At 46.7% G+C, this 23,938-nt stretch carries 19 protein-coding genes; 9 read left to right on the plus strand and 10 right to left on the minus strand.

Annotation, left to right across the window (positions count from 1 at the left end; all coding sequences use genetic code 11):
- Nucleotides 1-262 precede the first annotated feature (262 nt).
- Together RQP50_RS21225 and RQP50_RS21230 are read right to left on the minus strand one after the other, a co-directional pair.
- Nucleotides 263-2,608 carry a S8 family serine peptidase gene (locus RQP50_RS21225; RefSeq protein ID WP_315746663.1) on the minus strand — a complete coding sequence of 782 codons (2,346 nt, stop codon included), beginning with the start codon at nucleotides 2,606-2,608 and terminating at the stop codon, nucleotides 263-265.
- Nucleotides 2,609-2,761: 153 nt separating this feature from the next.
- Nucleotides 2,762-3,706 (minus strand): helix-turn-helix transcriptional regulator, encoded by a 945-nt coding sequence (locus RQP50_RS21230; RefSeq protein ID WP_315746664.1) that lies wholly within the window; start codon nucleotides 3,704-3,706, stop codon nucleotides 2,762-2,764.
- Between the two features lie 123 nt (nucleotides 3,707-3,829).
- Between RQP50_RS21230 and RQP50_RS21235 the strand changes: the two genes are divergently transcribed.
- Entirely contained in the window at nucleotides 3,830-4,279 is a 450-nt protein-coding gene (locus RQP50_RS21235) for a VOC family protein (protein ID WP_315746665.1), read from the plus strand.
- Between the two features lie 96 nt (nucleotides 4,280-4,375).
- Here the strand turns inward: RQP50_RS21235 and rsmG are convergent, their stop codons facing one another.
- The 7 genes from rsmG to rpmH all read right to left on the minus strand — a co-directional run bounded on the left by rsmG (nucleotide 4,376) and on the right by rpmH (nucleotide 11,047).
- A complete protein-coding gene (gene rsmG, locus RQP50_RS21240; protein ID WP_021257550.1) occupies nucleotides 4,376-5,101 on the minus strand; it encodes a 16S rRNA (guanine(527)-N(7))-methyltransferase RsmG in 726 nt (241 codons plus the stop codon).
- Between the two features lie 69 nt (nucleotides 5,102-5,170).
- The gene (gene mnmG, locus RQP50_RS21245) at nucleotides 5,171-7,069 is read right to left on the minus strand and encodes a tRNA uridine-5-carboxymethylaminomethyl(34) synthesis enzyme MnmG (protein WP_072730914.1); all 1,899 of its coding nucleotides are present in this window, start codon (nucleotides 7,067-7,069) and stop codon (nucleotides 5,171-5,173) included.
- Nucleotides 7,070-7,149: 80 nt separating this feature from the next.
- A complete protein-coding gene (mnmE, locus tag RQP50_RS21250) occupies nucleotides 7,150-8,526 on the minus strand; it encodes a tRNA uridine-5-carboxymethylaminomethyl(34) synthesis GTPase MnmE (protein WP_315746666.1) in 1,377 nt (458 codons plus the stop codon).
- Nucleotides 8,527-8,721: 195 nt separating this feature from the next.
- Complete coding sequence (gene jag / locus RQP50_RS21255) at nucleotides 8,722-9,486, minus strand: RNA-binding cell elongation regulator Jag/EloR (RefSeq protein WP_072730912.1); 765 nt, start codon at nucleotides 9,484-9,486, stop codon at nucleotides 8,722-8,724.
- On the minus strand, nucleotides 9,483-10,262 hold the full coding sequence (locus RQP50_RS21260) for a YidC/Oxa1 family membrane protein insertase (protein WP_021257554.1): 780 nt from the start codon (nucleotides 10,260-10,262) through the stop codon (nucleotides 9,483-9,485). Before RQP50_RS21260 ends, jag begins: the two co-directional genes overlap by 4 nt.
- Nucleotides 10,263-10,368: 106 nt before the next feature.
- The gene (gene rnpA / locus RQP50_RS21265; RefSeq protein WP_021257555.1) at nucleotides 10,369-10,707 is read right to left on the minus strand and encodes a ribonuclease P protein component; all 339 of its coding nucleotides are present in this window, start codon (nucleotides 10,705-10,707) and stop codon (nucleotides 10,369-10,371) included.
- A 205-nt stretch (nucleotides 10,708-10,912) separates the two neighbouring features.
- Nucleotides 10,913-11,047: a 50S ribosomal protein L34 gene (gene rpmH, locus RQP50_RS21270; protein WP_009223341.1), complete on the minus strand. Its 135-nt coding sequence runs from the start codon at nucleotides 11,045-11,047 to the stop codon at nucleotides 10,913-10,915.
- An 881-nt stretch (nucleotides 11,048-11,928) separates the two neighbouring features.
- On the opposite strand from rpmH, the gene dnaA reads away from it, so the two are divergent.
- The 6 genes from dnaA (at nucleotide 11,929) to gyrB (ending at nucleotide 18,380) form a co-directional block, all read left to right on the plus strand.
- Nucleotides 11,929-13,284 carry a chromosomal replication initiator protein DnaA gene (dnaA, locus tag RQP50_RS21275; RefSeq protein WP_021257556.1) on the plus strand — a complete coding sequence of 452 codons (1,356 nt, stop codon included), beginning with the start codon at nucleotides 11,929-11,931 and terminating at the stop codon, nucleotides 13,282-13,284.
- 245 nt (nucleotides 13,285-13,529) lie between these two features.
- Nucleotides 13,530-14,672 (plus strand): DNA polymerase III subunit beta, encoded by a 1,143-nt coding sequence (gene dnaN / locus RQP50_RS21280; protein ID WP_072730911.1) that lies wholly within the window; start codon nucleotides 13,530-13,532, stop codon nucleotides 14,670-14,672.
- 39 nt (nucleotides 14,673-14,711) lie between these two features.
- On the plus strand, nucleotides 14,712-14,936 hold the full coding sequence (gene yaaA / locus RQP50_RS21285; RefSeq protein ID WP_021257558.1) for a S4 domain-containing protein YaaA: 225 nt from the start codon (nucleotides 14,712-14,714) through the stop codon (nucleotides 14,934-14,936).
- 4 nt (nucleotides 14,937-14,940) lie between these two features.
- On the plus strand, nucleotides 14,941-16,053 hold the full coding sequence (recF, locus tag RQP50_RS21290) for a DNA replication/repair protein RecF (protein ID WP_021257559.1): 1,113 nt from the start codon (nucleotides 14,941-14,943) through the stop codon (nucleotides 16,051-16,053).
- Between the two features lie 27 nt (nucleotides 16,054-16,080).
- Nucleotides 16,081-16,326, plus strand: a complete 246-nt coding sequence (remB, locus tag RQP50_RS21295) for an extracellular matrix regulator RemB (protein ID WP_021257560.1) — start codon at nucleotides 16,081-16,083, stop codon at nucleotides 16,324-16,326.
- Between the two features lie 143 nt (nucleotides 16,327-16,469).
- Entirely contained in the window at nucleotides 16,470-18,380 is a 1,911-nt protein-coding gene (gyrB, locus tag RQP50_RS21300) for a DNA topoisomerase (ATP-hydrolyzing) subunit B (protein WP_315746679.1), read from the plus strand.
- A 145-nt stretch (nucleotides 18,381-18,525) separates the two neighbouring features.
- Here the strand turns inward: gyrB and RQP50_RS21305 are convergent, their stop codons facing one another.
- A complete protein-coding gene (locus tag RQP50_RS21305; protein ID WP_315746667.1) occupies nucleotides 18,526-19,269 on the minus strand; it encodes a YheC/YheD family protein in 744 nt (247 codons plus the stop codon).
- Between the two features lie 476 nt (nucleotides 19,270-19,745).
- On the opposite strand from RQP50_RS21305, the gene gyrA reads away from it, so the two are divergent.
- Both gyrA and RQP50_RS21315 read left to right on the plus strand, forming a co-directional pair.
- Nucleotides 19,746-22,274 carry a DNA gyrase subunit A gene (gene gyrA / locus RQP50_RS21310; protein ID WP_174809004.1) on the plus strand — a complete coding sequence of 843 codons (2,529 nt, stop codon included), beginning with the start codon at nucleotides 19,746-19,748 and terminating at the stop codon, nucleotides 22,272-22,274.
- Nucleotides 22,275-22,430: 156 nt separating this feature from the next.
- A complete protein-coding gene (locus RQP50_RS21315) occupies nucleotides 22,431-23,567 on the plus strand; it encodes an HD-GYP domain-containing protein (RefSeq protein ID WP_315746668.1) in 1,137 nt (378 codons plus the stop codon).
- Nucleotides 23,568-23,938 lie beyond the last annotated feature (371 nt).

Below are 23,938 nucleotides of genomic sequence, written 5' to 3' on the forward strand. Positions count from 1 at the left end.
AGAAAAACTTCGAATGATATCTTTTGCCGTCGTTACACTTCTATTCTAATCACTTTCTTGATAACACCTTATCTATCATGAACATGTTTCACGTGAAACATTTCCCCACATTCTATCACGTTAGCTTCTTTATCCTATCATAAATAATTGCAAAAGATTAGGTTGCCTCCTTAACATTCTATGAACTCTTACCACCTCTATAAATATGAAAATTATTCCATGTAAATAGAATAAAGCGGAGGATGCCCCCCGCTCCAAGCTGCTATATGTTTACTTGTGTTTTTTGAATTTGTACGTTGCCAGCGGCATCTTCCATCCGGATAAATATATTGTGCTTGCCCTTTTTAAGCCCTGACCCTACAAGAGACACGTGGAACATCCTCTTGTCTTCATTGAATCTCACACTCTTCCAATCTCCTGTGTTCGAAGTACTCCACTTCACATCAATCAGAGCCGGCTGCTTATTTCCCGAGGCAATACGAAACATAGGCCGTACCGCATAATCAAGGGTTAGCATCATGTCTTGAACCGTCCCTTGCACAACTCCACGTTCCGCCTTTGCCTTCATAAAGGTTGCCCTAGGGGCTTCACGATCGATATAGATAATTTGATCGTCCTTCATTTCCGAACGTCCATCCGCGAACGCTTTACTCTTCAAGTTATACAACCCATCTGGCAGTTTACGGCCCGTCACATCTGTACCATTCCATTCGTACGTATGCAATCCATTGATAGGATTCGGCTTATTGAACAATAAATATTCACCTTCAGCCTTCTTCCCTAAGTCAATACGACTCGCTGTAATAATCATCCGATCGGCGTCGCCTGGCAAATAATAATGGAATCGGATTGACTTATGTTTGTCCCCGTTCGGCGTGAGCAGTTGATCGTCTGCAAACCATCCCGTCAGCAGCGGATAATGACCGGAACCATGTATCAATTGGAAAGGGATTCGTAGCAATTCTGTTCCGTTCGTAAGCTGGAGGCTCCCAGTAAGGACTCCCGTCTCCTTAAGAGTGGTTAGATCCCATACAACAGGAACACGGACTGTCTCGCCAGGCTGCAAAGTAATGGAAGCAGGATAGGAGATGTCCCATTTCATTGCTTCGGATGACAATGTAACCTGATAGGTCATTTCCTGCGCGGTGCGATTCGTCACTTGGAACGTCTGCTCCTTCTTTGTACCGCAAGACTCTGATCCAACTACTCCATACGTTAACGCCGTGGGCTGTAGGAAGGTATGTGCATCCAGCGCTTTATCTATATTTACGAGTCCTGATCCCTGTGCGTGATACGGATATTCCGATCCATTGTTATCCGTAAGCTTATCCGCTGAAGTCATCAGCGCCGACTTCACCATTGCAGGCGTCCACTCCGGATGTGCCTCTAGAATGATCGCGGCTGCGGCCGATACATAAGGGACGGCCATGCTCGATCCGCTCATATTCCCATAACCCTGCTCATATAGATCACGCGGCATCGAGCTGCGTACATCAATCCCCGGAGCTACAAGATCCGGCTTCATAAGCCAAGTGCCTACAGCGGGACCGCGAGAACTCATCGATGACATTCGGCTTCTCTGCTCTTCTCCCCACTGCCAGACTGCCGACTTGCCTTGCTTCAACATCGTCGCTCCTTGTGGAGAAATCGTAGCCGCGGGAATAAGTCGATGATCTTGCTCATTATGAATATTAATCTCCGGTTCCCACTCTACCTTCTCATCTTGATAGAACAGAATACCGCTAGCCTTCGCTCGGCATGCCGCTTCATAATAAGATGTTACCGAGGAACTGGGAGTCCTCACTACGATCCATTTCCCTTGGTGCTGCTTCTGTGTAATTACTCTAGGACTGTCCCCACTAACGAAGACAACATCAGCGGAGCCCTGCTTCGGAAAAGCAGGTGTATTTCTATCTGAAATTAGGCGTATGCTGCGATCGTTCTTCGAGAGCATTGGTTCATAAGTAGGTAAAGTAGATGCCCCAACGGTGATGACATCCTCCACCAGTCCTGGCGCTGTAATACTCCATAGCTTCTCCCCTGCGTTGCCGCTGGAGTTGACCACAACCACCCCTTTGCTTGCTGCATCCGCAATTGCCTGGGACAGTGGTTCATCTGGAGCATCGATATCTGAATGCAGGGATAAATTAATGACTCTCGCTCCATCTTCAATCGCACGCTGCATTGCCTTTGCAATCGTAGACGTGAATTCATGACCTTCAGGGGCGACCGCACGGTAAATGAGCAGCGAGGCGCCAGGCGCTTGCTGTGCCACAATACCAGCAACATGCGTGCCATGTCCCTTCTCATCTTGTGGATACTCATCACCTTCCACAAAGTCATGTGCCTTCACAATTCGATCCTTCAGCAAGGGATGCTCCATATCTGCACCAGAATCGATGACGGCGACTTTAATCCCTTTTCCTGTGTATGGATCATCTGTCTTCGCTGCTGTATGAGATGGATCGAGCATTGGCCCACCTACAGGCAGTAGCGGTGCTTGAGCAGAAGCCGTCCCCACTCCAAGAGGAGCAGCCAATACCCCAGCAGCAACAATCAAAGCGCATGAGGCCTTCCATATCGGTTTGTACCAGCAATCTATGTTCATTCAATATTTCCTTCTCTCTAAGCTCTTCATGATGTCTCTTAAATCGTAACATAGGATAGAGAGGGAAAGATTTACGCCACTGTAATCTAGCTGCCCCAATTTTTCTCAATCAGTCCTGCTTGCTCCGCTGATAGATTCATAGCCTTCTCCAACTCAAGTAATTGAGGTTTGATAATGCTGTAAGAGCTGCTCTACCTTCGATTGAATCATTGTTCGTAATGATTCAGGCTTTACTGCTACCACATGACTGCCATACCTCATGAAATATTCGGCGATAAATGATTCTTCTCCTGGATTGTAGAATCCTGTAATGACGGTCTGTTCACCGATATCTAGTTTCATAGAAGGATAAGATTCTTTATAGAAGATGTCCTTGGCCTGTTCTTCAATTTCTACCTCAAATCGAATATGGCACACCGACTGGTATAGTTCTAAAGAGCGGCTAACTAGTTCATCAAGTGAAAAGCGGGATTCTTCTGCCTCCACCTGCATGGAGGTAACTTTATCGCATCGGAACACTCGTTGTTGATTTGTATTTACCTCTATCCCTGTTGCGTACCATTGACCGAACTTAGCAGAAATTTTGAAAAATTGAACCCGATAACTCTTGCTGCCCTTATTCCGTGCATATTGAATGGTGCAGATGTTTTCATGAAGAATGCTCTTCAAGATTTGTTCCAAATAAAAACTTACATGATGATGCTGATTGCTTTCCAATTGCAGAACCTTTTTCATGCTACGAATCTTCTTGATTTGTTCTTGCGAAAGGCACTTTTCAAACTTCTCTTGCAGCTGATTGACATGCATATGAAATGGAGTAGATTGATAAGATTGCAGCGTCAGCATGGCGAAATACAGAGCGTAAACTTCATCAAGCGTAAAGATAACCGGTGATAGCAATCGATTCTGCAAAATACCATATCGCCCATGACGTCCATATTCCGAATAGATAGGCATGCCTAATTGTTCTAACGAGCGAATATCACGCAAAGCTGTACTTTTTGAAATCTGGTACTTATCCATGAGGTCTTGTAAATTAAAGAACTCTCGACTATTTAAGTATCTGAGCATGTCTTGTAATCGTTCTGATTTATTCATGCGAATCTCCTTATTAAAGGTGTCATGATTTGATACCTTTAGCAATTATGATAAAACCAAGGCCAAATATCAAATGCTAAAAGATATCTGCCAACCATGATGATCCACAAGGAGACTGATACGATGAGCGCAACACTGGAAGTCGCTATTTTCCTGTCCATGAACGGACAAGCACGGGAAGCCATTCATTTTTACAAACAACATTTGAACGCGAAGGAATTTCTGGTTGTGACCTATCAAGACATGGCGAAGCGTGACAGCTCCATAACGCTTACGGAGGACAACAAGAATCAGATTACTCACTCTGTCTTATCGATTGGCAGAACGAAAATAATGATTGCAGAAGATACAATGAACCCTGGGGAAGCCTATACTGTTGGCAATAACACGTCACTGTGCATTCAGAGCGCTGATTTAGAGGAAGTGGAACGATTTTATGCCAGCTTGATTACGGATAAACGGGTACGCATTATTGTCCCGTTATCGAGCAATATATTCAGCAAAGCCTACGGTATAATCGAAGATCCATTCGGTATTCACATCCAATTGATGTTTGATTCCAGATTGCAATAAGATCGCACAACATCCCCCTCCACTTCCACCACCCAAGACACAAAAAAGAGGTCGAACGATTCGACCTCTTTTTCTTGCTCTGTACTTATCTATCATCTACACAATTGGTGTCTTCAGCGGCGTGCCAGGCTTGCGTGGATACGCCTTCGGCGTTGGACCCTTCTTCGACATCACTATAATGTGACGCTCGGACTGCTCCACCGGAAGCTTCAATGCATGGTCAGCTGTAAATGTGGCCTGCAGCACTTGTAGGCTTCGCTTCGCCTCCACAATCTCTTCCTGTGGATCTGTCCCCTTCATCGCTGCGAATGTGCCGCCTGGACGCACGAACGGCAGGCAGAACTCATTCAGCACGTTCAATCTGGCAACAGCACGTGCTGTCACAAGATCATACTGATCGCGGTGCTCCGGCTTGCGAGCAACCTCCTCAGCACGCCCATGAATACAGCTAACCCCCGTCAATCCAAGCTCCTGCACCAGATGATTCAGAAATACAATTCGCTTATTAAGGGAATCAACAATCGTCAACTGAAAATGCGGGAACATAATCGCCAGTGGAATCCCTGGGAAGCCTGCCCCTGAACCGATATCAGCCATACGCTTGACTTCCTTCATATTGACATGGAAGCCTAGTGTCAGTGAATCGTAGAAGTGCTTCTCGTATACGAGCTCACGCTCGGTGATGCCGGTCAAGTTCATCCGCTCATTCCAATCCACTAACACCCGATAATACGTCTCTAATTGATTCCACTGTGTATCTGTAATCGGCGGCCATCCATGTCCGGATAGCCAGCCTTGGAACTGTTCTTGCAATGCATCCATCACTGGAAATCTCCTCTTCTGCAGTTAATGTCCCCAACCTGCATACTTGGCACAGCCCGCTCACCCGAATTACGACTGAGCGTGCTTCTCGGCTGTTACGCGGTTGTAATGCTCCAAATATACAAGCAGGATTGAAATATCTGCAGGAGTTACACCAGAAATACGCGATGCTTGCCCGATCGACAACGGGCGAATCTTCGCTAGCTTCTGCTTCGCTTCCGACGCAATGCCATGAACCGCATTATAATCGATATCCTGCGGAATCAGCTTCTTCTCCATCTTCGCCAGACGCTCTACTTGTAGCAGCTGCTTCTCAATATATCCTGCATACTTAATCTGAATCTCGACCTGTTCCTTCATTTCTTCATCCAACTCAAGCGGCGACGGGAATAACTTATCCACATGTGCATAAGATATTTCTGGACGTCGCAGCAAGGTAACGGCGTCACAACCGTTCGTCAGTGGAGCAGAACCCGCTTCTGCAAGCATTGCCTGCACGGCTTCATCCGGTTTCACCTTTGTTGCCTTCAAGCGCTCCAGCTCTTGACCGACCAAGTCAAGTTTGTGCTGGAATGAAGCGTACCGCTCATCGGTAATAAGACCAATCTCATGCCCGATATCCGTCAAGCGCATATCCGCATTGTCATGGCGAAGCAGCAGTCTATATTCCGCGCGGGACGTAAGCAGACGATACGGCTCATTCGTCCCCTTCGTTACGAGATCATCGATCAACACGCCAATGTAAGCTTGCGAGCGATTCAGGATGACAGCAGGCTTGCCCTGCACCTTTCGTGCAGCATTGATGCCGGCCATAACCCCCTGCGCAGCAGCTTCTTCATAACCCGATGTTCCGTTAATTTGTCCAGCTGTGAATAAGCCATCTACCTGTTTTGTCTCCAGCGTTGGCCACAGCTGTGTCGGCACGACTGCATCATACTCAATCGCATATCCAGTTCGCATCATTTCCGCGTTCTCGAGTCCCGGGACAGAGCGCAGGATTTGCAACTGAACATCTTCAGGCATACTCGTGGACAGTCCTTGTACATAATACTCAGCTGTATCCTTGCCTTCCGGCTCCAGGAAGATTTGATGCTTCGGTTTATCCGCAAAGCGAACGATCTTATCTTCAATGGACGGGCAATAACGAGGACCTGTACCTTCAATGACACCAGAGAACATCGGTGCACGATGCAAGTTATCATTGATAATGCGATGCGTATTCTCCGACGTATACGTTAGCCAGCAAGGAAGCTGCTCATTATCGGAAGACTTCGTTTCATAAGAGAAGAACTTCGGATGATCGTCTCCAGGTTGGATTTCTGTTTTGGAAAAGTCGATTGTCCCTCCATTCACCCGCGGAGGAGTACCTGTCTTGAAGCGAACGAGATCAAATCCGAGATTGCGCAAGCATTCGGACAGCTTCAAAGACGGTTGTTGGTTGTTCGGGCCGCTCTCATACATCAACTCACCGATAATGATTTTGCCCCGCAAGTACGTACCTGTCGTTAAGACAACCGTTTTCGAGCGGAAAATAGCACCTGATTTAGTGATGGCACCTACACATTTACCGTCTTCCACGATCAATTCCTCGACCATGCCTTGACGCAGCGTCAAGTTCGGCGTTGTTTCTACTGTTTCCTTCATTTTTGCCTGATACAATACCTTGTCGGCCTGAGCACGCAGCGCGTGGACAGCTGGCCCTTTCCCGGTATTGAGCATCCGCATTTGGATGAAGGTTTTATCGATATTGCGGCCCATTTCTCCGCCTAATGCATCGATTTCGCGTACAACATGGCCCTTAGCTGGACCGCCAATCGAAGGGTTGCACGGCATGAAAGCAACCATATCTAAGTTAATCGTCAACAGCAACGTATTGCAGCCCATCCGTGCAGAAGCAAGTGCCGCTTCACAGCCCGCATGGCCCGCTCCGATAACTATTACATCATATTGTCCCGCCTCAAATGGCATGGGGCTCCCTCCTTTAACAACTTTCTCTATAAATAAACAGCACTCACGGCAGCAAGACCTTTCACCGTAATCACAACTCTCTATTTTCCAAGACAGAACTGGGAGAAGATCTGGTCAATCAGCGAATCGCCTACAGAGTCTCCAATGATTTCGCCGAGCAGCTCCCAAGCGGTGCGCACGTCGATTTGAATCATATCAATTGGTATTCCCTGCTGTGATGCCTCCACAGCGTCTTCTAGTGCCCGCAGCGTCTTCTTGAGCAGCGCAATATGCCGTACGTTGCTGACATACGTCATATCCCCCGCTTCAATTCCACCGCTGAAGAACAACTCGGAGATCACCTTCTCCAGCGCGTCCACGCCTTCCTGCTCTTTCGCGGACATACGCACGATTTGGTTCTCGCCAAATGCTTCCTTCAACGGAGTATCATCCAACACCGTAGGCAGATCCATTTTATTCACAATGACAATCACTTGTCTACCCGTAATTTGCTCCATCCATTCTCGTTCATCTGGATGAAGCTCATCATTGTTGTTCACGACGAAAAGAATGAGGTCTGCTTCTTGGAGTGCACTGCGTGAACGCTCTACCCCAATTCGCTCCACCACATCTGTCGTCTCCCGAATGCCAGCCGTATCCAAGAGACGCAGCGGAATCCCGTTAATGGTTACGAATTGCTCGACCACATCGCGAGTTGTTCCCGGAATATCGGTGACAATCGCTTTATTATCTTGGGCAAGCGTATTGAGCAGCGATGATTTGCCGACATTTGGTCGCCCAATAATCGCAGTGACAATACCCTCCCTCAATATTTTCCCCTCAGATGCGGTCTTCAATAGCCGCATCACTTCTTCCATGACTTGCCCGCATTTATCTTGAATAAAGTTGCTCGTCAGCTCTTCAACATCATGCTCTGGATAGTCGATATTCACTTCGATATGAGCAAGTGTCTCAATGAGTGTATGACGGAGCGACTTAATTCGGGTAGACAGTTGACCTTGTGCCTGCTTCATAGCGATGCTGAAGGCGCGATCCGACTTCGAGCGAATGAGATCAATAACTGCCTCCGCTTGTGACAAATCAATTCTGCCATTGAGGAATGCACGCTTTGTGAACTCTCCCGGCTCCGCCAGACGAATTCCCTGCTGAAGCAGAATATCCATCACCTTCCGCACCGAAATAATTCCGCCATGCGTATTGATTTCGACAACATCCTCCGTTGTGAATGAACGAGGGCCTCGCATCACGCTTACGAGCACCTCTTCTACTCGCTCCCCTGACTGTGGATCAACAATATGTCCATAATGTATCGTATGGCTGTCCGCCTCTGTTAGCTTCGTTTTTGAACGGAATATGCGATCCACTTCAGCGAAAGATCCTTCTCCGCTTACTCGGATAATCGCTATACCGCCTTCGCCAAGCGGTGTAGATACCGCTGCGATTGGTTCGTAATTCATCCTAATAATGACCTCCGCACATATAGGGTACATTTATATTATCTCATTTTACGTCAAACGCCTAATCATGAAATCCCGTTCAATGAGTCAAATAACGAAAAAATGCAATGAGAGCACCCTGAACCAGGCGCAATCATTGCATTTTCTATCTGTCTATGCGTTCTGAATAGAGGTTATTCATAAGTGCAGCCATGCCTATTTAATCATAATGACTACGCGTCGGTTAGGCTCCTCGCCTTTACTGCAAGTTTTCACCTTCGGATGATCCTGCAGCTTCGCATGAATAATCTTGCGATCCTGCGCCGTCATCGGCTCCAGTACAACCTCTTGCCGGGAACGAATCACTTTGTTCGCGAGCCGCTCAGACAACGATTCGAGCGTTTTCTTACGCCGTTCGCGGAACTGCTCTGCATCAAGAATAATACGGAGATGATGCTTGGAATAACGATTGGCTACCAGGTTCGCCAAGTATTGAAGCGAATCAAGCGTTTGACCGCGGCGCCCAATAATAAGACCCAAGTCCGAGCCGCTAATATCAAGCGTTACCGTGTCCTTCCTCTTATGTACTCCAATTTCCACATCAAGCCCCATCGAGCGGGCAACATCCATAATGAATTGCTTCGCTTCTTCAATCGGATCAATATCGTCTGTAGAGTCAGCATCCATCTCCTGATCTCTATCCTTCGATACTGCTGCTGCCTGCATGCCGGCCACAGCAGATGCTGTCTGAACTGGCTTCGATGACGATGATTGTGTTGTAGGTTCAGAGAGCGGGACATCCTTGTCCGGCAGAAGAGTCATCTCGACCTTCGCTGGACGAACGCCGATAAGTCCAAACAGCCCGCGTGATGGCTTTTCCAGCACGCGAACAGATACGCGATCCTCGGTTACGTTCATTCGTTCCAAACCGTTCTTTATTGCATCTTCGATCGTCTTTCCCGATACAACGAGCGTATTCATTTCGCCGGACGAACCTCCTTATCCTTATCGCGATAAAGGAAATAGTTCTGAACAATAGTAAAGACGTTGCTGTATACCCAGTACAACGGAAGTGCCGCTGGGAAGTTGATCGACATGACGAAGATCAACACTGGGAAGATTAGCATCATGAATTGCATAGGGCCTTGCATTGGGTTTTGACTTGCCATCATCTTCGACTGCACGAATGTCGTCAATGCAGCAACGACCGGCAATACATAAAACGGATCCGCCTCACCCAGTTTGAGCCACAAGAATGTATGCTCACGAATGGCAGAGTTCATGTAGATCGAATTATACAAAGCAATAAAAACTGGCATTTGAATGAAGATTGGCAAGCATCCCGCCAACGGATTCACGTTGTGCTGTTGGAACAGCTTCATCGTTTCTTCCTGCTGCTTTTGCGGATTATCCTTATGTTTCTTCTTTATTTCAGCGAGCTGAGGTTGCAGCTTCTGCATTTCCTTCGAGCTGCGCATTTGCTTAACTGTAAGCGGCAAGATACACAGACGAACAATAACGGTTAGCAGCAAGATGGCGAATCCATACTCCCCGCTGAACCAGCCTGCGAATGTATCAAGTGCTAGTGAAAAATAATAGACCACGTTACGCTCCCAGAAGTTACCCTGCAGCAAATCCTCCGTCTTCAGCGTAGTGGTCGTGGACGTACATCCCGACAATACAACGATCAACAGCACAGAAACCGCTACCAAGAGCCATTTGCGGTTCGAGAACAACTTGTTCAGCGACAATAGCATAACCCCTCTCTTAACCTTCCGATTCCAACAGTAAATATATCACATTTCCCCTGTTAAAGGAAACGATTCAACAGGTGTATCGTGCGATCTTGCTGACAAATTACATTCATTTATATATAGAAGCTTTTCGCATGACATGATGGACGCTCTTGGCAAGCTTGTCATAGTCCATTTCCGTCGCGCCTTTACGCACAATGAACACCAAATCGACATGATCCATAATGCGATCTGCCTGAAGTCTGACAATTTCCTTGATCATGCGGCGCATTCGATTGCGCACAACCGCATTGCCAATCTTTTTGCTCGCCGATATCCCAACGCGGAACCGTTCAACCTTCGGCTGGGCATAAACATACAGTACAAGCTGATGATTGGCAAAGGAACGACCATTGCGATAAACACGGGTAAAATCTGCGCGATCCTGCAGCCGATACTCTTTTTGCATCGGATCTTTCTCCTATCTCTCCGGATGAACTCCGCTCGTCCCTACTCTAAAATGCTTGATTGGTATGATCAAAGTATGGGCACCTGCGTAACGGAATAAACATTTCTTCTACTATATTTTATGTGACGCCTTTATGACGAAAAACGTATGATTTTCGCGTAAAAAGAAAAAAAGACCACCGAGGTGGTCTTGTATTCACGCGATCTTATGCGCTCAATACTTTTCTGCCTTTTAGGCGACGAGCAGCCAACACCTTACGGCCGTTTTTCGTGCTCATTCTTTTACGGAAACCGTGAACTTTCTTACGTTTGCTCACGTTAGGTTTAAATGTCGGTTTCAACGTATTGCACCTCCTCGAACGAGATATGTCATGATGAACCATTCATTGCTACGTTTATCTGTCTGCGCAAAATTCCTTTTTACATTTAACCAGAATACGCGGGAAAAGTCAATCCTCACCGTTTCTCCTATCATCTCTTTTCGATTCAGAATTCACATCATAATGAAAAATACATTCTTATTATGTATAGAAATGATTATCCACACTTCGAACTTCGATCATGCTCGACACATTTTGTTATACACATGTGCAAAACTAAAAAATATCGACAATTCCGCCACCTTGCCTGTGTACAAAAAATAGCGGACCTTTGTCTAGACATGTCGAAAAGAAACAAGTTATGAACAATATCTAGTGGTGTAGATAACATTTATGCACAAGTTATTGAATTTGTGGATAAAATAAGCCCGATCATTGAAATATAAGGCCTCATCTGCTATGATTATATTGCTTTTCGGTTGTGAATAGCGATTGTGGATATTTACTTATCAACAGTCTGTGGATAAGGTTGTGAACAATTTATACTCACTTGTTTAGAACTTGTTCGACATGATCTGCATATTGTGGATAAATAGTTGTAAGAAACGGTATACTTCGACAGCAACATGTCTGATGTTTCGTGGAAAACGCGAGAAATTTTCTCGACTGGAGCACAAGCATATCGACATGTAAGCATAGACCCCGACAATACGCTCTTATCGAGGACAGGTTAGTTCAAGCTGATTTTTCGTCTATGTGAACCTTCTTCCTCATAAAGAGGGCTTTCTGCGCCTTGCGGAGCCTTTTTGCGTCTTGTCGGGGCAATTGTCCTTTTTTCAGGCGTAATTGCCGGTAAGCGCGTCATATGAAGACGCAGCAGGCTTGAAGGAGTGAAACAATCTGTGGAGCGCCAAGCAAATGAACATTGGCAGGAAATATTGTCCGTCATCCAGACGAAGCTAAGCAAACCTAGCTTTGATACCTGGTTCAAGGCCACGAAGGCTGTAAAGTTTACAGACTCACAGCTGCTCATTACTGCGCCGAATACATTTTCGGTGGAATGGCTTGAGAGCCGGTATACGAAGCTTGTCAGCTCAACAGTGATGGAAGAAACGGGCAAGCAAGTGGACGTCAAGTTCATTATTGAGGAAGCAGCTCAAGCGGAAGCAGAAGTCGTGCAGCCACAGGCTTCACCGGCTCGAGTCGCTGTCTATGATGAACCGGCTTCCAATATGCTTAACCCAAAATACACGTTCGATACATTCGTCATTGGCTCGAACAATCGCTTCGCGCATGCTGCATCGCTCGCCGTCGCTGAAGCGCCGGCCAAAGCTTATAACCCGCTCTTTTTATACGGGGGAGTAGGTCTCGGCAAAACGCATCTCATGCATGCGATCGGTCATTATATTTTGGAGCATAATCCCGCAAGCCGCGTCGTCTATACGACGTCGGAGAAATTTATGAATGAATTCATTAATGCCATTCGGGATAACCGCGGAGAAAGCTTCCGCAACAAATACCGCAATATTGACATTTTGCTTATTGACGACATTCAGTTCTTGGCAGGGAAGGAACAAACCCAGGAGGAGTTCTTCCATACATTTAATGCACTGCATAACGAGAACAAGCACATCGTCCTCTCCAGCGATCGCCCTCCTAAGGAGATCGAAACATTAGAGGAACGGCTGCGTTCTCGCTTCGAATGGGGTCTTATTACGGATATTCAGCCGCCGGATCTCGAGACGCGAATTGCGATTCTGCGCAAGAAGGCTAAGGCCGAGAACTTGGATATACCGAATGAAGCCATGGTGTACATCGCCAACCAAATCAATACGAACATTCGTGAGTTGGAAGGTGCGCTTACGCGCGTTGTCGCATTTTCCACGATGACCAATCAGGATATCACGACTCACTTGGCTGCAGAGGCACTCAAGGATCTCATCCCGTCCAGCCGTCCGAAGATGATTACGATCCAGGACATTCAGCATAAGGTCGGGGAGTTCTATGGACTTAAGATGGAGGATTTCAAGGCACGCAAGAGAACGAAAGCCGTCGCTTTTCCCCGTCAAATTGCCATGTATTTATCGCGGGAGCTCACTGATTATTCCTTGCCGAAAATTGGTGAAGCCTTTGGCGGACGAGATCATACAACCGTCATCCATGCCCACGAGAAAATCACCCAAAATCTGCAGCAAGATCAGGAACTTTATAAGGTTGTACAGAACCTGATCGACAAAATTAAAAATCCAACGCTGTGAACAACATAACAAGCCTATACACAATCTATACACATGTGGATAGGCTTTACTTTATGCCTGTTCAAGAGGGTTATCCACATATTCAGTGCCCCTACTATTACTACTATTATTAAAAAAGATTATATAGATCATCATAAGAAGAGCACATATTCGGCATATCTCGACTCAGAGCAACCGGATATAACAAGATTCGTAACAGATAGCAACAGTAGAATGAGCGCAAATTGGCGTTAGGGAGTGAACGTATGAAACTTTCGATATTGAAAAATGAACTAAACGAAGCGATACAAAATGTATCTAAGGCGATTTCCAGCAGAACGACGATTCCTATTTTAAGCGGGATTAAGGTTGACGTTACGTTCCAAGGGGTTACCCTTACTGCTAGTGACACGGATATTTCTATTCAAACCTTTATTCCAGTTGAGGATGATCGCCAGACGATTGTTCAAGTAGAACGTCCGGGCAGTGTTGTTTTGCCGGCTAAGTTTTTTGTCGAGATTATTAAAAAGCTACCATCGCAAGATATTGAGATCGAAGTGAAGGATCATTTTCAAACTTTCCTCCGTTCCGGTACAACAGATATCCAAATGGTCGGACTTGATCCAGAAGAATTCCCTGTTCTGCCTAGCATCGAAGAAAACCAAGTGATTACAGTCAATGGCGATTTGCTGAGAACTATGATTAAGCAAACCGCATTCGCTATTTCTTCCAACGAAACGACGCCAATTTTGACGGGTGTATTGTGGAATCTGAGCGAAGGTAATTTGAAATTCGTATCCACAGACCGCCACCGCTTGGCAAGCCGTACGGCTGATATCCAAGCAGACCCAGCGGTTCGTTTTACGAATGTTGTCATTTCCGGTAAGACGCTGAATGAATTGAGCAAAATCATCCCTGATCAGAACACAATGGTGGATATTGTCGTCGCCGACAACCAAGTGTTGTTTAAAATCGATCGAGTTCTATTCTATTCGCGTATTTTGGATGGGACGTATCCAGATACTTCTAAAATTATTCCGCAAAACTACAAAACAGAACTTATTTTGGACACAAAAAAGCTCATCGATGCAATTGACCGTGCTTATTTGCTGTCCCGTGAAGATAAAACGAACATTGTCCGTCTGCAGACGAAGGAAGATGGTTCGATTGAAATTTCATCCAGCTCATCTGAGCTAGGCCGTGTTACAGAGCAATTGGATGTGAAGGAATTCAAAGGGGATCCGCTTCGGATTGCTTTCAACTCGAAATATATGCTGGATGTGTTGAAGGTTGTCGAATGTGAAAACATCTTTATTGGATTTACAGGGGCAATGAGCCCAATCATCATTAAGCCGACTGAACACGTCAGCAGCTTGCATCTCATCTTGCCATACCGCACCACAAATTAAGATAGGGTTGGTGCATCTGCATCACAAGGAGGATACGACATGAATGACATCCAAATTCGAACGGAATTCATTACGCTAGGGCAGTTTCTGAAGTTGGCTAATTGCGCTTCAACAGGCGGCCACGCCAAAATTATGCTGGCAGAGAACATGGTGAAAGTAAACGGTGAAGATGAAGCACGGCGCGGCCGGAAGCTGTATCCGGGCAACGTTGTCTCAGTAGATGGATGTGGTGAGTTCCTCATCGTTTCATCTCAGGAGGCTTAATCGAGTGTTCGTCAAATCGATCGCTCTGCAAAATTATCGCAATTATGGCGCGCTCGAATTGAATACAGACAATCGAGTTAATATTTTTGTCGGCAATAATGCGCAGGGGAAGACCAATTTGCTCGAATCCATATTTGTGCTTGCCCTGACGAAATCACATCGGACACCACGAGATAAAGAACTCATCGGATGGGAAGCAGAGCATGCACAGCTTCGAGCATCTGTAGAACGGAAGTATGGAACAGTTCAGCTGGAGCTAAACATTTCTCGGCAGGGGAAAAAGGCAAAGCTGAATGGTTTAGAGCAGCGTAAGCTGAGCGGCTTCATTGGTGCGCTTAATGTTGTCATGTTCGCCCCAGAGGATTTGGAGATCGTAAAGGGATCGCCAGGCATTCGCCGGAGATTTCTGGATATGGAGATTGGCCAAGTTCAGCCAAGCTATCTATACCATCTGCAGCAGTATCAGAAGGTGCTCTTGCAGCGCAACAATCTGCTCAAGCAAATGTGGAGCAGCCCAAGCGGACAAGCGAATACGATGCTCGATATATTCAATGAGCAGCTTGTTACGAATGGTGTTAAAGTTGTAAAGAAAAGGAAACAATATTTAAAGAAACTCCAATCATGGGCGGAGCAAATTCATGCCGGCATCACGAATGGCAAGGAAGCTCTTACTGTTGAATATAGTCCATCGTTTGCGATGCCAGACGAAGATGAAGCTGTCTTATTCGAGCAATTTATGTTAAAGTTAACACAAATGAAAGACCAGGAGGTGCGGCGCGGCATGACACTTGTCGGACCGCACCGGGACGATCTTGCCTTCTACATTAACGGCAAAGAAGTGCAAACCTATGGATCGCAAGGTCAGCAGCGGACGACAGCGCTGTCGCTGAAGCTGGCTGAGATCGAACTGATGCACGAGGAAATAGGAGAATATCCTATCCTACTGCTCGACGATGTTCTGTCTGAGCTTGATTCAATGCGCCAGACGCAGCTGATTGAGACGTTTCAGAGCAAGGTACAAACGTTCATTACGACGACAGGCATTGAAGGCATTAATACGAGCAAGTTGCATGATGCAAATATGTTCCACGTGGAAAATGGGCAAGTCATGCGGTAAGAGGTTGTTCTAAGGGGAGTGAGCGCTATGTATATTCACTTGGGCGGAGAAAGAGTCATTCGTTCCTCGGAACTGGTCGCCATTTTTGATGTATCGATAGAGAAATCATCTAAGCTGTCTAAGCAGTTCGTGGCGAATGCGCACAAAGTGAAAAATGTTGAGGCGATAGGCGAGGAAGAAGCAAAGTCCATCGTCGTGACGAAGGGAAAAGTATTTTACTCTCCGATATCATCTACAACATTGAAGAAGCGTGCGCATCATTTTAACGAGTAGGCGAACATTGCATACAGCCTTGTTGACAGCGTCATCTCTAATATTCCACTGCTTAGCAGCTGGGATTTCTTGGGATGATGCTCTTGCAATTACATGCGATTGGCATAATGAACGGTACTGAAATTAGAGAAGTAGGTGAAGGCATGTCTGTGAATCATAACACGTATGATGAGAGCCAGATTCAGGTGTTGGAAGGCTTGGAAGCCGTACGCAAACGGCCGGGGATGTACATCGGTTCAACGAGTGCCAAAGGTCTGCATCATTTGGTATGGGAAGTCGTCGATAACAGTATTGACGAGGCGTTGGCTGGGTATTGCACGAAAATCGAAGTAACCGTACATGAAGACAACAGCGTTACGGTCGTGGACAATGGACGTGGTATTCCAGTCGGGATCCATGAGAAGATGAAGCGTCCAGCTGTTGAAGTTGTTATGACCGTGCTTCATGCGGGCGGTAAGTTCGGCGGCGAAGGATACAAAGTATCCGGCGGCTTGCACGGTGTTGGTGTCTCGGTCGTAAATGCCTTGTCTTCGAGCTTAATCGTTACCGTGAAACGAGACGGACATATCCATCAGCAGGAATATCATCGCGGGGTTCCTCAATCCGATTTGGAAATAATCGGAGATACGGAGGAGACCGGCACAACGATTCGGTTCCAGCCCGATCCAGAAGTGTTTACAGAGACGACGGTATACGAATACGACACACTTCTGTCCCGTATTCGCGAGCTCGCATTTTTGAACAAAGGCATCCAAATGGTGCTTACCGATGAGCGTACTGGACATTCAGAAACTTTTAAGTACGACGGCGGCATCAAGGAATTCGTTGAGTACCTGAACCGCAATCGCGAGAAGATGCATGAGCAGCCAATTTACGTGGAAGGCTCCAAAGATTACATTACGTGCGAAATTGCACTCCAATATAACGATAGCTACACCGAGAACATTTACTCTTTTGCCAATAACATTCATACGCATGAAGGCGGTACGCATGAATCTGGCTTTAAGAGTGCGCTCACACGGATTATTAACGATTATGCGCGCAAGATGAACCTGATGAAGGATAACAACGCCAACTTGAGCGGGGACGATGTCCGTGAGGGTCTGACTGCGATCATTTCCGTGAAAATTCCTGAGCCTCAGTTCGAAGGACAGACGAAAACGAAGCTCGGCAACAGTGAAGTGCGCAGCATTGTGGAATCCGTATTTTCTGAGAAGTTCATGGAGTTCTTGAACGAGAACCCGATGATTTCGAAGAAGGTCGTCGAGAAGGGGATGCAGGCATCCCGGGCTCGAGAAGCAGCTCGCCGTGCACGTGAGTTAACGCGCCGCAAGAGCGCGCTTGAAGTGAGCTCCCTTCCAGGTAAGCTGGCGGATTGCTCTTCCAAGGATGCTGCACATTGCGAATTGTTCATTGTCGAAGGTGACTCTGCGGGCGGTTCTGCGAAGCAAGGCCGCGATCGCCATTTCCAGGCGATCTTGCCGCTGAAGGGTAAAATCTTGAACGTTGAGAAGTCTCGCTTGGATAAGATCTTATCCAACGCTGAGATTCGTGCAATCATTACGGCGCTTGGTACAGGGATTGGCGAAGACTTTGATCTTGATAAAGCTCGCTATCACAAAATCGTCATCATGACCGATGCCGACGTCGATGGTGCTCACATTCGGACACTGCTATTGACATTCTTCTATCGTTACATGCGCAAGCTTATCGAAGCGGGATACGTGTACATTGCACAGCCGCCGCTCTATAAAATTGAGCGCAACAAAATTGTTCGATATGCAGATAGCGATAAGCAGAAGGACGAAATTATGGCGGAATTCGGTGAAGGCGTGAAGATCAATGTTCAGCGTTATAAAGGTCTTGGTGAGATGAATGCAGAGCAGCTGTGGGAGACGACAATGGATCCTGAGAGCCGGAAAATGCTCCAAGTTTCGTTCGATGATGCCAAGATGGCAGATGATGTGTTCGATACGCTCATGGGTGATAACGTTGAACCACGACGTGATTTCATCCAGCGCCATGCTAAGTTTGTTAAAAATCTTGATTTCTAATCGAATCCTACCACTTGGGATCGTGCACTCCATCGCGAAGCACGAAGGTTCGATATAACAATAGAGCCCCAGTTCCACATCAGGACTGGGGCTTTGGTGTGGCAGCGGGCTACAGTTGATGTCAGCAGAGTGAGGGGAGTCCTTATTACTTCAATCGTCCATAAGCTTTGGCATTTCGGACGATGCGGCGATAAGCAGCAGGGTTGAATGTGCGGTACACGTAGATAGCGGGCTTCGTATTGACCTCTAAGATCCAAGGGTGCATGCTTTTGTCAATCGCAATATCGAGCCCAAGCTCCTTGAGACCCTTGTGCCCCTTGCTCAGTCGTGCCCCGACGGACAGCCCGATTCGCTCCAACTCGCTGCGGAGCTGCTGAGTGGAGCTTGCATTTAAGTGGGGCTTCAAGAGAGTTCGCAGCGATTCCATCTTCCCTCCGTTGCTGACGTTCGTTACAATCTTGTGGGCAGCCGCCTTTCGACCGAAGATAGACATAACCTCCCACTTGTTGTTCACATTTTTTTGCACGAACACACGGAGATCGAACTTCCTTCCCCGGTGAGACAGCATGTGGACTCCTTGTTGAATTAAGTACTTTCGTTTTCCGATTCTGGTTTTGATTTTGGCCAGGAGAGAGTCTATTTCGGTGAAGGTGACCGTGGAAGTACCTTCTCTCAACTCGAATGAGTCATTGGCGTGCTGCTTAACACGCATAACGCCTTTGCCATGAGTACCTAGATCAGGTTTCACATACACCATTTGATATTGATTCAGCATCTCCTTCAACCGGAGAGCACTATAGATGGACGTCTTAGGAATATACGAACGTAGTGAGGAGTCCTGCAAAATTTTCGTCTTTTTCCATTTGCTAAATATACGCCGGCTGGACAAACATCATCACCCTTTTCCAAATCAGTCATTTTATTTTTTGAACGGTAGGGAGCAGAGGGATATGAAGTTGATATCAATGTATGATCAATCGGGCAAATAGAAATAGTACAATCAACTATATGTCGTGGAAAATGTTCGGATTTTGGGCGGTTTCATGGAACGTTTAATTGTATCTCTTTTGTGAAAGTAATATAATATAAATAGTGCAGTTAAGGAATTGATGAGTATGATTTTATCCGCATGATCAAGCTAGAGCAGAAATTATCCCTTGTGAACATGGTGCCTTTTTAGTCCATAGTGGTTTGTGTTGCCATGTGGGGAGTTTCGATATGGACTAGATAAAAGATTATTCGTCCGTGGAAATGGTTCGACTCCATTTATGGGGGGGAAGGGCCGTTTTCGCTTGTAGAGAGCAAATATTGCATTTTGCTAGATGATGATGACGCTGTTAAATACGAATTTTAAGGAGGTCCAGCATGGCGGAAGAACAACAACCGCAAATCAGGGATCGCGACATCGGCACGGAGATGCGGGAATCATTCCTGGATTACGCGATGAGTATCATCGTAAGCCGCGCTCTGCCGGACGTGCGTGACGGATTGAAGCCGGTTCACCGACGTATTTTGTATGCGATGTCAGACCTCGGCATGTCACCGGACAAACCGTATAAGAAATCAGCGAGGATTGTTGGTGAAGTTATCGGTAAGTATCACCCGCATGGTGACTCTGCCGTATATGAGACCATGGTGCGTATGGCCCAGGATTTCTCGCTTCGTTACATGCTCGTGGATGGCCACGGGAACTTTGGTTCCATTGACGGAGACTCAGCCGCGGCGATGCGTTATACAGAAGCGCGACTCTCCAAGATTGCCATGGAACTGCTTCGTGATATTAACAAAGAAACGATCGACTTTGCTCCGAACTATGACGGCGAAGAGCAAGAGCCTGTTGTATTGCCAGCTCGCTTCCCGAATTTGCTCGTGAACGGGGTATCCGGTATCGCAGTAGGTATGGCAACGAACATCCCACCGCACAACCTGACGGAAGTCATTGACGGTCTGCAGGCGCTGATTCAGAATCCAGAGTTAACGCCAATGGACTTGATGGAATACATCAAGGGCCCAGACTTTCCAACATCTGGATTGATTATGGGTCGGGAAGGTATTCGCCAAGCGTATGCGACTGGCCGCGGATCTGTTACGATGCGGGCACGTGCGACAATCGAGGACAATAACGGCAAGGCTCGTATCGTTGTTCACGAATTGCCTTATCAAGTCATTAAGGCTCGTCTCGTTGAGAAGATTGCTGAATTGGTACGGGAGAAGCGCATTGACGGCATTACTGACCTTCGTGATGAATCTGACCGCAACGGAATGCGCGTTGTTATCGAACTGCGCCGTGATGTGAACCCGAATGTCGTTCTGAATAACTTGTACAAGCATACAGCGATGCAGAGCAACTTCGGCATCAATATGCTGGCGCTTGTGAATCAAGAGCCTCGCGTTCTTAATTTGCGTGAGATGCTCCATTATTATTTAGAGCACCAGATCGAAGTGATTCGTCGCCGTACCGAGTACGATTTGAAGAAAGCCGAGGCACGTGCACATATTCTCGAGGGCCTGCGCATTGCGCTTGATCATATCGACGAGATTATTGCGCTTATCCGCGGTTCGAAGAATGACGAAGAGGCTCGTGAAGGGTTAATCACTCGATTCGGTCTAAGCTTCGACCAAGCACAGGCGATTCTCGATATGCGTCTGCGCCGTCTGACAGGCTTGGAGCGCGAGAAGATCGAAGCTGAATATAACGAATTGCTGATGAAGATCGCGGAATACCGTGAAATCTTGGCGAACGAACAGCTTGTGCTGACCATCATCAACGATGAGCTTGAAGAAGTGAAGCAGAAGTATGGGGATGAGCGCCGTACAGAAATCACGATTGGCGAGGATAGCATACTTGATGAGGATCTGATCCCTCAAGAAGATGTTATCATCACCATTTCGCATAGCGGATATATTAAGCGTCTTCCGGTAACGACATATCGTAGCCAGAAGCGTGGAGGCCGTGGTGTAGTTGGTATGGATACGAAGGATAATGATTTCGTAGAGCATTTATTCGTGTCCAACTCTCACCATTACCTGATGTTCTTCACGGACAAGGGTAAGGTTTACCGCATCAAGGCGTATGAGATTCCAGACTTGAGCCGCACAGCGAGAGGAACGCCAATTATCAATTTGATTCAAATTGAACAGGGTGAGTCCATTAGTGCGGTGATTCCAGTCGTGGAATTTGAATCTGACAAGTACCTGTTCTTTGCAACCCGCCAAGGGATCGTGAAGAAGACTCCGCTTGACGATTATGTCAACATTCGCAAAGGCGGCTTGATTGCCATCAACCTTCGTGATGATGATGCGTTGATTGGGGTTCGCCTGACGGACGGCGAGCAGGAGATCATTATGGGTACGAAGATGGGGATGTCGATCCGATTCTCTGAGAACGACGTTCGATCCATGGGACGTTCGGCTACAGGTGTCAAAGGCATTACGCTTGATAGCGAAGATGTCGTAATTGACATGGATGTAGTCAATAAGGAGAACGATGTGCTTATTGTTACAGCCAAAGGCTACGGCAAACGTACCCCTATGGAAGACTATCGAATTCAGAGCCGTGGCGGTAAAGGGATTAAGACGATCAATGTAACGGACAAGAACGGTGCAGTCGTCGGCTTGAAGGTTGTACAGGATGGAGAGGACTTGATGATTATCACTGCATCAGGAACAATTATTCGTACAAGCATGTCGGGCATTTCCCAAATGGGTCGATACACGCAAGGTGTGAAGCTCATCAATATCCGCGACGACGATTCCGTATCTACGGTTAGCCGCTGCGATAAGACTGAGGATGATCCTGAGGAATCCTCTGAAGAATCGTCTGAAGAAGCAGAACAAAATCCGGGCATGACAGAGAGCGAAGCACCTTCTGCCTCCGAACCGGAATTAGAATAGAATGATGAACGTGAAGATGCAGCAGCAGTGTGAGCATTGACAACAGGTAGGGCGTATTCTTTTATAGAGTGCGCCCTTTTCCTTGATATAAGCAGATACATAACGATAACCGAGTCAAATTCATATGAAGAGGCCAACAGGAGAGTGTAATAACCTATGGTATTCATCCCCGTCTCGCAAGCTAAGCCAGGAGATCAATTGGAGCAGGACGTGATAACAGGGCTTGGCGGAGTAATTATGAATAAAGGAAGAACGCTCAGTGTACGTGATTTGGATGTGCTCGATGCTTTTATGATCAAATCAGTTGCAGTGGCAAGTTCATATCCTTCGCCGATTATGGACAGTGTAGGGACACGTGTGGATGCGCCGGATCGCAAAAACAGTGAACCGACCATTCCTCAAGCATCATCACGCCAGACGAGCCATTTTCAACATGATGCCGGCTTTGTAGAATCATGGCTTCAGATGGTGAACCTACTCAAGAATGTATATAAGACAGCAGGGGCTACCAAGCTTCCTATATTAGAACTGCGCCAGCAAATGGAATGGCTGCTTGGACAGAGCGAACATTACTCTCCAGTCTGCTTCCATCCACAAATTAAAGAAATGCTGCAAGGAAATGAAGAAGACTATGTGTATCATAAATCCGCTGCTGTTGCGCTCACGTCATATCTTATCGGACAATGGAGCGGGTATCCTTCCAAAGAAGGGATGCAGATCGCTTTATCTGGGCTGCTGCACGATATTGGGAAGACGAAGGTCGATAGCGATATCTGGTCTAAAAAAGGCACCCTGACGGAAAACGAGAAGATTGAGATGCGCAGACATACCCATTATGGTTATGAGTTGCTTCGAAATGTGCCAGCCATTAATGATGGTGTTAAGCTTGCCGCATTGCAGCATCATGAGCGTATCGATGGGAGTGGGTACCCTCTAGGAGTAACGGGGGAGCGAATACACCCGTATGCCAAGATCGTAGCGATCGCTGATATCTTCCATGCGATGACACAGAATCGAATATATAAGAGAGCTTCTTCTCCTTATATTGCACTTGAGAGATTGAAGGAAGAATCATTCGGCCAGCTCGATCCCCAACTTGTACGCACATTCATCCATAAGGTGGCCCAGATGCATCAGAACGCATTTGTTAAACTGAATGATGGACGGGTGGGACGCATCGTATTTACGGAGGATTCTCACTTGACTCGTCCGTGGGTGTCGGTAGATGGCAGCATCGTTCAACTTACGCAGGAAAGACAGATATGGATAGAGGAAGTACTCGCCGTACATTGATCCTATTGAGCGGTGCGAGTAAAGCAGTAACCTTGTTATGAATTGGTATCGATAGAGTCTGCTATAAGGCTGTGTGCGGGTGTTAGAATGGCTCCGCAATTAGCTTTATAGCAGACTTATATTCTTTTTAAAGTTTTTTTAAAAAAGTGCTTGCGTTATTATTGTGGGCGTGATATATTATATGAGTCGCCGCTGAGAGACGCGGTGAACGAAGGCGAAAGAGGCAATAAGCTGAAGCGCTGGATTGAAGATTGTTCTTTGAAAACTGAACAACGAGCAACGTTTGTGAATGAGGTAGCAATACCTCGTCAAAAGATATGAGCAGTTCAAACTTAACTTTAACGGAGAGTTTGATCCTGGCTCAGGACGAA

Origin of the sequence: Paenibacillus suaedae (assembly GCF_032337355.1) — a bacterium.
Taxonomy (GTDB): domain Bacteria; phylum Bacillota; class Bacilli; order Paenibacillales; family Paenibacillaceae; genus Paenibacillus_B; species Paenibacillus_B suaedae.